Consider the following 8,064-nt stretch of genomic DNA (forward strand, 5'->3'; position numbering starts at 1 on the left):
CCGCACCGCGGACTACTCCGGCGCCGGCTCCCCGGCGAAGTCGGGGATGAGCGCGCACATCGCCTGGCGCTGGCTGGGACCCATGAACCGCTCCAGGGCCTCCTTGACCGTCTCGGCGAGGACCCCGGAGGCCTCCTTGAGCAGGCCGCGGGCCTTCTCGGTGAGGGCGACCTCGACGCCCCGCTTGTCCCCGCAGACCGATCTGCGGGTGACCAGGCCGGCGTGCTGGAGGCAGGCGATCTGGTAGGTGAGGCGGGTCTTGGGGCGGCCGAGCAGCTCGGCGATCCGTGTCATCCGCAGCGCCTCGCCGGGGTCCGCGGCGAGCAGGCACAGGACCAGGAACTCGTCGTGCGAGACGTCCAGCCGCTCCTTGACGACGGTGCGCAGCTCCTGCTCGACGGCTCCGGTCGCGGCCAGCATCAGCATCCAGGCGTGCAGCTCGACGGGCAGGAGTCCGTCGCCGGAGACGGAGGGGCAGTCGGAGTGGTCGGCCATGAATTCCAGTGTAGCTGTTGTTCAAATTTGGAGTATCGGCTAGCGTGGTGTCGTCCAAATTTGGATTACAGAGTGCAGGAGTGAAAGATCATGACCGTCGCCGTCGAAACCGGAACCTGGCAGCTCGACACCGCCGCCTCCACCGTCGCCGTCCGGCACAGGACGTTCTGGGGCCTGGTCACCGTGAAGGGCGCCTTCACCGCCGTCAACGGCCACGGCGAGGTGCGGCCCGACGGCTCCGCCGTCGGCACCATCACCCTCGACGCCGGCTCCCTGGACACCCGCAACGCCAAGCGCGACGAGCATCTGCGCTCCGCCGACTTCTTCGACGCCGCCAACCACCCCGAGATCACCTTCGCGGTCCGCAGCGCCGAGCTGCGCGACGGCGACGAGGTGCAGGTCGTCGGTCAGCTCACCGTCCGGGGCATCAGCCGGTCCAAGTCCGTCACCGCCCGCCTCGTCGGCGCGGACGACCGCTCGCTCACCCTGGACACCGAGTTCACCGTGGACCGCGAGCAGTTCGCCATGGGCTGGAACCAGCTCGGCATGATGCGCGGCCTCACCACGGTCGCCGGCACCCTCCGCTTCACCCGGACCGCGGCAGCCTGACGTCGGCGCTCGACAGAGTCTGCGGTACGGCCGTGAAGGCCCGCAGCCGGATCCGTACACCCGGCCGGGGAACCCGGAACCAGCCCGCGGGCGGCCGGAGTTCATAGCGCGCCGCCGTGTGGCCGGGCAGCGTGGCCGGGCCCCGTACGACCGTCCAGTACGGGTTCATGCCCTGGCCCGTGGTGAGCGTGAAGTGGGGCGTGAGGGCGGCGGCGTCGGTATTGGTGACCTCGACCCCCAGCCGGGACACGGCGGTCGGCGTCGCCCACCGCGCCGACGTCACCCGCAGGCCCAGCGGAGGTGTCCCCGTCGCCGCCCAGGCCGCGCCCGCCAGGGCCGGGGTGAGCAGCAGCGCGGCCACCGCGATCCGTGCCGGGCGCCGGTACAGCGGGCGCGGTCGCGGCTGCCAGGCGGTGGCGAACTCCGACGCAGGGGCGGTCACCGCCGCCGCCAGCCACAGCGGCGTCATCATCAGGTAGTAGCCGTCCTGGGAACGCGTCGCCAGGAAGAACGCGCACCACGGCAGGACGGTCGCCGCCGGCCCCAGCCGCCGTACGAACACCACGAACAGCGCGAGCAGGCCCGCCACCAGCAGCAGGCTCGCGTGGGAGTACCAGTCGAGCCGGTCGCTGCCGTCCGTGAAGTACAGCGAGACGCCGACCACGCCCTGCCCGTGGATCACCGCGCCCTGCGTCAGCGGCAGCGCTATGCCCCGGATCCAGGTGCCGGGCTCGCTCACGACGAAATACGTGTTGATCAGCAGCCACACGACCCCGGCGGCCCCGGCGATCCGCCCCACCACCAGCGCCGCCGCCCGCGCGCCCAGCTCCCCGCGCCGTACGGCGTAGATCCCGGCCAGCAGGAACGGCGCCACGAACCAGGGCAGTTGCTGCGCCGCGCACGCCGCCCCCAGACACGCCGCCCGCGCCAGCCCGGAGGCGCCCAGCCGACCGCCCCGCCCGGTCCGCGGCCACCGCACCACCACCGGCACCAGCAGGGCCAGCGCCACGATCGCCGGATAGCCGAGGCGGCCGTACGACGGAAGGAAGCCGAAGCCGAGGCAGGCCATGGTCGCCGCCGAGCGCCAGGGCGTGGGCAGCATCCGCCACAGTGCGACCGTGCCGGCGATCAGGGCCGCCATGCTCACGGCGGTCGCGGGCAGCGCCCCGTGCCCCAGCCACAGCAGCGGGGCCGTGAGCAGCGGGGTCAGGGGCGGATAGCCGTAGGTGAAGTCGTAGCCGCCCGTGACCGTCGGGGTGAGGGCGACGCCGTGGCCGAAGAGCCAGGGCCAGGGCTGCCCGTAGACGGGGTGCCCGGCGACCAGCTCATGGGCGGCCTGGGTGGTGAGGACCGCCTCGTCGCTGCCGGTGTGGTTCATCGCCCACGCGCACAGCGCCAGTGTCACGGCGGTGGCCAGGACGCACAGATCCAGCCGTGCCAGCGACCGCGCCCGCCGCACCACCAGCGCCAGCACGCCGCAGCCCAGGATCGAGGCGTAGCACAGCGAGATGACGGCGGCCACGACGAGACGGTGGCTCGCCGCCTGCGTCCAGATCGCGCGGGTGCCGACGAAGAGGCTGATGTCCGCGAGGAGGGTCAGCACGCGGTGCCACTGGGCGGGGGGTTCCGGGAGGGCGGGCGCCGGCGAGCTCGTCCGCCGGACCGGTGTCAACGGCTGCTGTTCTGCCAACTGCACGCCACCGGACCGTAATCAGGCCCGGTGAGCGGTGTGCCGCCGGAGGTGAAGAGTCCGGTGTGAGACCGGTGAGAACAGGCCCGCGGCGGCGGGCAGAGCCGGTGCAGGCGCTCAGTAGACGTCCCGCACGTAGCGCTTCGCCGTCGTCAGCTGCTTCACGTACGCCGACGCCTCGGCCTCGTCCAGCCCGCCGTGCGTGACCGCGATGTCCCTGAGCGCCTGGTCCACGTCCTTGGCCATCCGCGAGGCGTCCCCGCAGACGTAGAAGTGGGCGCCGTCCTGCAGCCAGCGCCACAGCTCCGGGCCGTGCTCGCGCATCCGGTCCTGGACGTACACCTTGTTGCGCTGGTCGCGGGAGAAGGCGGTGTCGAGCCGGGCGAGGGTGCCCTCGTCGAGCAGCGCGGTCAGCTCGTCCTCGTAGTAGAAGTCGCTGGCCCGGTGCTGCTCGCCGAAGAACAGCCAGTTGGGCGCCCGGTGCCCGAGCGCGCGCCGCTCCTGGAGGAACCCGACGAACGGCGCGACACCGGTACCCGGGCCGACCATCACCATCGGCGTGGCGGCGTCGGCGGGCGGCCTGAAGTGCGGGGAGCGCTGCACGAACACCGGCACCTCGGTACCGGGCGCGGCGTCGGCCAGGAACGGCGAGCAGACCCCGCCGCGCGCCCGGCCGTGCAGGTTCTCGTACCGCACCACGGAGACCGTCAGCGAGACGCTGTGCGGGTCCTCCAGCGGGCTGGACGATATGGAGTACAGGCGCGGCTGGAGCTTCTTCAGCACCCCGGCCCACTCCTGCGCACTCGCCCGCACCGGGTGCTCGGCGACGACGTCCACGGCCTGCCGCCCCCAGCTCCACTGGGCCAGCCCGTCCTTGTTGTCCGGCCGCAGCAGCCGGCGCAGCTCCCGGTCGTCACGGACGCGTTCGGCGACGAAGCGGAGCAGGTCGGAGGTGATCCGCGTGATGTCGAGGTGCCCGTACAGGGCCTCGGCGAACGGGACCGCGCCCACGCCGTCCACGTCCACCGCCGTCGCCCCGTCGACGCCGGTCACCGCGAGCCACTCCTCCACCAGCGCGGGCGAGTTGACCGGCCGCACCCCGAGCGCGTCGCCCGTCTCGTACGTCAGCGAGGTCCCGCTGGTGTCGAAGGTGAAGCGCCGCACCTCCTTGCCCGCACCGGGCAGGCTGAGCAGCCGGTTGCCGACGAGGCGGGCGGTGGCGGGGGCGGGCCTGGCGGGACGCGCGGCGGGCTTGGGTGCGGGCGCCGGTGCCGTCGGGGCGGCTGCCGGGGCGTCGGCCGCCGCCGGCACCAGCGCGGTGAGCACCTGGTCCAGCCATGCCCCCGCGGACGGCTCGTAGTCCGGCTCGCAGTCGGTGCGCGGCGCGATCCGCACCCCGCCCAGCTCGTCGAGGCGGGCGTCAAGCCGACGCCCGTGCCCGCAGAAGTCGTCGTACGAAGAGTCGCCGAAGGCCAGCACGGCATAGCGCACGCCGTCCAGGCGCGGGGCCTGCTCGGCGGTGAGCGCCTCCCAGAACCCGGAGCCGTTGTCGGGGGCGTCGCCGTCGCCGAAGGTGCTGGTGATCAGCAGCAGGTCCGCACCGGAGGGCAGCGCGCCAGGGTCGGTGTCGTCCATGCCGGCCAGGGTCGCCCGGTGCCCGTCGGCGGAGAGCCGGTCGGCGACGGCCCCGGCGAAGTCCTCGGCGTTCCCGGTCTGGGACGCCCACAGCACGACCACCTCACGGCCGGGGAGACGCGCGACGGCGGGCTCGGCCGCCGTCCGTGAGTACATCCCGGCGAGCACGCCGTTGACCCACATCGCGTGCTCGGGGCTGAAGGGCGCGTCCGGCGGCAGGACAGGGACGCCGGGCGCGCCGGTCTCGATGCCGGACAGGAAGCCGGTGAGGTAGAGGCGTTCCTGTGCGGTCAGGACGGGCGGCGGGGTGGGGTCGAGCCCGAACGGGTCGGCGCCCGGCGTGACGGCGGTCGGGACGATCACCGCGGCCGGCTCCACGGGGGCAGGAGCGGGGACCGGCGCCGGCTCGTTGACCCTGGCCAGCGACACCGCGCACACCTTGAACTCCGGCTGGAAGGAGACCGGGTCCACCGCGTCGCTCGTCACCGCGTTGACGCTCAGATACTCCCCGAAAAGGTCGTTCCAGTGGAACGGCGCGAACGCGTTCCCCGGCAGCACCCGCTCGGTCACGACGGCCGGCAGCACGGCCCGCCCCCGCCGCGAGGCGACCTCGACCCGGTCCCCCTCGGCGATCCCGAGCGCACGCGCGTCCCGCGGATGTACCTCCACGAACGGCCCGGGGTTGAGCTTGTTCAGCTTGGCGACCCGCCCCGTCTTGGTCAGCGTGTGCCACTGGTGCTGCACCCGCCCGGTGTTGAGCACGAAGGGATAGTCGTCGTCCGGCATCTCGGCGGGCGGCATGTGCGGACGGGCATGGAAGACACCCCGCCCGCTCGCGGTCGGGAACCGCAGCTCCCCGCCCTCACCGACGTACCGGATCGGATTGCGCTCGGGCCCTTCCACCTCCGCGGCCGGCCACTGCACGGGCGTCGTCCGCAGCCGCTCGTACGTCACCCCGCGCAGATCCCAGCCGGTCGCCGGGTTCCAGGCCCGCCGTATCTCCTCGAAGACGTCCTCGGCACTGTCGTACGAGAACCCCTTCTCGTACCCCATCGCACATGCGACGGCCGCGATGATCCGCCAGTCCGCCATCGCCTCGCCCGGCGGGTCGGCCACCGGCCGGGTCAGCGTGAGGTTGCGCTCGCTGTTGACGAAGACGCCCTCGCCCTCGGTCCACAGGGCGCCGGGCAGCACGACATCGGCGTACGCGTTGGTCTCGGTCTCGCCGAAGACGTCCTGCGTGACGACGAACTCGGCGGCCTCAAGACCCTCGATGACCGTACGGCGATTGGCGACCGAGGCGACCGGATTGGTGCAGATGATCCAGCAGGCCTTGATCTCCTTGTCCGCCATCTTCTGGAACATCTCGATCGTGCCCTTGCCGACTCCGTCGGCGCGCAGGGTGCCCGGCGGCAGCTCCCACAGCTCCTCGACGAAGGCCCGCTCGGCGTCGACGGCGACGGACCGCTGGCCCGGCAGCCCCGGGCCCATGTAGCCCATCTCCCGGCCGCCCATGGCATTCGGCTGCCCGGTCAGGGAGAAGGGACCGGAGCCCGGGCGGCAGATGGCGCCGGTGGCCAGATGCAGGTTGACCAGGGCGTTCGTGTTCCAGGTGCCGTGCGTGGACTGGTTGAGCCCCATCGTCCAGCAGCTCATCCACTCACCGGCCTCGCCGATCAGCCGAGCGGCGGTGCGCAGGTCGTCCTCGGCGAGCCCGGTGATCTCGGCGACGGCGGCCGGCGCGTAGTCGGCGAGGAAGGCGGGCATCGCCTCCCAGCCCTCGGTGTGCTCGGCGACGAAGTCGGCGTCGGTGTGACCGTTCTCGACCAGCAGATGCAGCAGGCCGTTCAGGAGGGCGAGGTCGGTTCCCGGCTTGAGCTGCAGAAACAGGTCGGCCTTGGCCGCGGTGGCGGTGCGCCGAGGGTCGACCACGATGAGTTTCGCGCCCGCCTTGACCCGCTCCATCATGCGCAGGAAGAGGATGGGGTGACAGTCGGCCATGTTCGAGCCGATGACCAGGAAGACATCGGCCCGGTCGAAGTCCTCGTACGAGCCGGGCGGCCCGTCGGCGCCCAGCGACAGCTTGTAGCCCATGCCCGCGCTGGCCATGCACAGTCGCGAATTCGACTCGATCTGGTTCGTCCGCACGAACCCCTTGGCCAGCTTGTTCGCCAGGTACTGGGCCTCCAGGCTCATCTGCCCGGACACATAGAAGGCGACCGCGTCCGGCCCGTGCTCGTCGACGATCGTGCGCAGTCGCCGGGCCGTCTCGGCGATGGCGTCGGCCATGGGGGAGGGGACCGGCTCCTCGCCGCGGTCGTCCCTGACCAGCGCGGTGGTCAGCCGCCCCGGAGCGGCCAGCATCTCGGCCGTCGTCGCGCCCTTCGTGCACAGCCGGCCCGCGTTCGCCGGATGCGCCTTGTCGCCGGACGCCTTCAGGACCGTACGCCGCCCGTCGGGCCCCGTCCCGACGTCCAGCAGAACCCCACAGCCGACCCCGCAGTACGTGCAGACCGTCCGGACCTGAGTCGTGGAGGTGGTCGAGGTCACGTGCTGCCCTTCTCCGGCGGTCGGGGTGATGCCCCGAGCGTACGAATTGCCCGTTACGTCGATGTCACATCCCTTGATCATGAGGAGTTACGTCGGCCACACAGCCACTCGTCGCGCGATGTGAGGGGGTGTGACGATCGCGGACCGTGGCGCGATGTGAGAGGTGTGCGGCGGTCGCGGTCCGTGTCGCTGTTGGGCCGAACGGGTGACTTGGCGTAAGAATTGGCCGGTGCAGGTATTGAAGGCGAGTCAAGGCGGGGGGAGCCGGTGAACAGCCACGACGTCACCGATGAACAGTGGGAAGGGCTCGCCCAGGTCGTGCCGCTGCGCGGCCGGGACGCCTGGCCTTCCGCGGTGGACCATCGGGTGCCCCCGGAGGCGGTGACGGAGCCGCGGCGCCGGTTCGTCGTCCTGCGGGTCAATGTGTTCGCGGACGCCCGTGACGTCGCCGAGACGCTGATGGCGGGAATCCCGGTACTGCTGGATCTGACCGGGGCGGAGACCGAGGTCGCCAAGCGGGTGCTGGACTTCAGCACCGGCGTCGTCTTCGGCCTGGCGAGCGGGATGCACCGGGTGGACCGGAACGTGTTCCTGCTCACGCCGCCGGGCACCGAGGTGAGCGGGCTGATGGAGGGGGCGGGAGTGCCGGGCACCTGAGGGTGCCGGGCGGCGCGGTCGCTCGATCGTAGGAAGCGTGTCGGGCCGGAACGGTTCGCCTGACGGCAGGGGACCTACCGTCCGGGAATGGCCGTGTCATCTGTGTCTGGTGTGTCCGGTGCCGTTTCCCTGCCGTCCCGGGCGGGCCCGGCCGACGAGGGCACGCCTCCCGGCCGGCCGCAGGTCACCGAGCTCAGACTCTCGGCGTTCGCCGGGCATCGGCGGGCCGCCTTTCCGCTGGGTGCGTGCACCTTCCTCGCCGGGCCGAGCGGGTCCGGGAAGACGACCGCGTTACGGGCCCACGAGGCGCTGGCCCGGCTCGGCGGCGGCGCCGGGGGGGGGGGGGGGGTTTTACCCCACCCCGGGGGGGTGTGGGGAGCTGCGGCCGCCCGCCCCGCCCCCCCCACGGCGGTTGAGAGTTAAGAGGA

General features: G+C 72.4%; 5 protein-coding genes and 1 pseudogene. 3 read left to right on the forward strand and 3 right to left on the reverse strand.

The features are described 5' to 3' along the window. Positions 1-12 precede the first annotated feature (12 nt). Complete coding sequence (locus ACFWYS_RS04235; RefSeq protein WP_384763048.1) at positions 13-495, reverse strand: MarR family winged helix-turn-helix transcriptional regulator; 483 nt, start codon at positions 493-495, stop codon at positions 13-15. 90 nt (positions 496-585) lie between these two features. On the opposite strand from ACFWYS_RS04235, the gene ACFWYS_RS04240 reads away from it, so the two are divergent. Next, positions 586-1,104, forward strand: a complete 519-nt coding sequence (locus ACFWYS_RS04240; protein WP_384763052.1) for a YceI family protein — start codon at positions 586-588, stop codon at positions 1,102-1,104. Here the strand turns inward: ACFWYS_RS04240 and ACFWYS_RS04245 are convergent. Further along, the gene (locus tag ACFWYS_RS04245) at positions 1,082-2,800 is read right to left on the reverse strand and encodes a hypothetical protein (protein WP_384763055.1); all 1,719 of its coding nucleotides are present in this window, start codon (positions 2,798-2,800) and stop codon (positions 1,082-1,084) included. The genes ACFWYS_RS04240 and ACFWYS_RS04245 overlap by 23 nt on opposite strands. A 111-nt stretch (positions 2,801-2,911) precedes the next feature. Then, a complete protein-coding gene (locus ACFWYS_RS04250; protein ID WP_384763058.1) occupies positions 2,912-6,979 on the reverse strand; it encodes a molybdopterin-dependent oxidoreductase in 4,068 nt (1,355 codons plus the stop codon). A 267-nt stretch (positions 6,980-7,246) separates the two neighbouring features. On the opposite strand from ACFWYS_RS04250, the gene ACFWYS_RS04255 reads away from it, so the two are divergent. Both ACFWYS_RS04255 and ACFWYS_RS04260 read left to right on the forward strand, forming a co-directional pair. Next, positions 7,247-7,636 (forward strand): cell division protein SepF, encoded by a 390-nt coding sequence (locus ACFWYS_RS04255; protein ID WP_048587163.1) that lies wholly within the window; start codon positions 7,247-7,249, stop codon positions 7,634-7,636. 87 nt (positions 7,637-7,723) lie between these two features. Further along, positions 7,724-7,987: pseudogene (locus ACFWYS_RS04260) on the forward strand (ATP-binding protein); the annotation flags it as partial. Positions 7,988-8,064: the final 77 nt, after the last annotated feature.

The organism is Streptomyces sp. NPDC059010, assembly GCF_042740355.1.
Classification (GTDB): Bacteria; Actinomycetota; Actinomycetes; order Streptomycetales; family Streptomycetaceae; genus Streptomyces.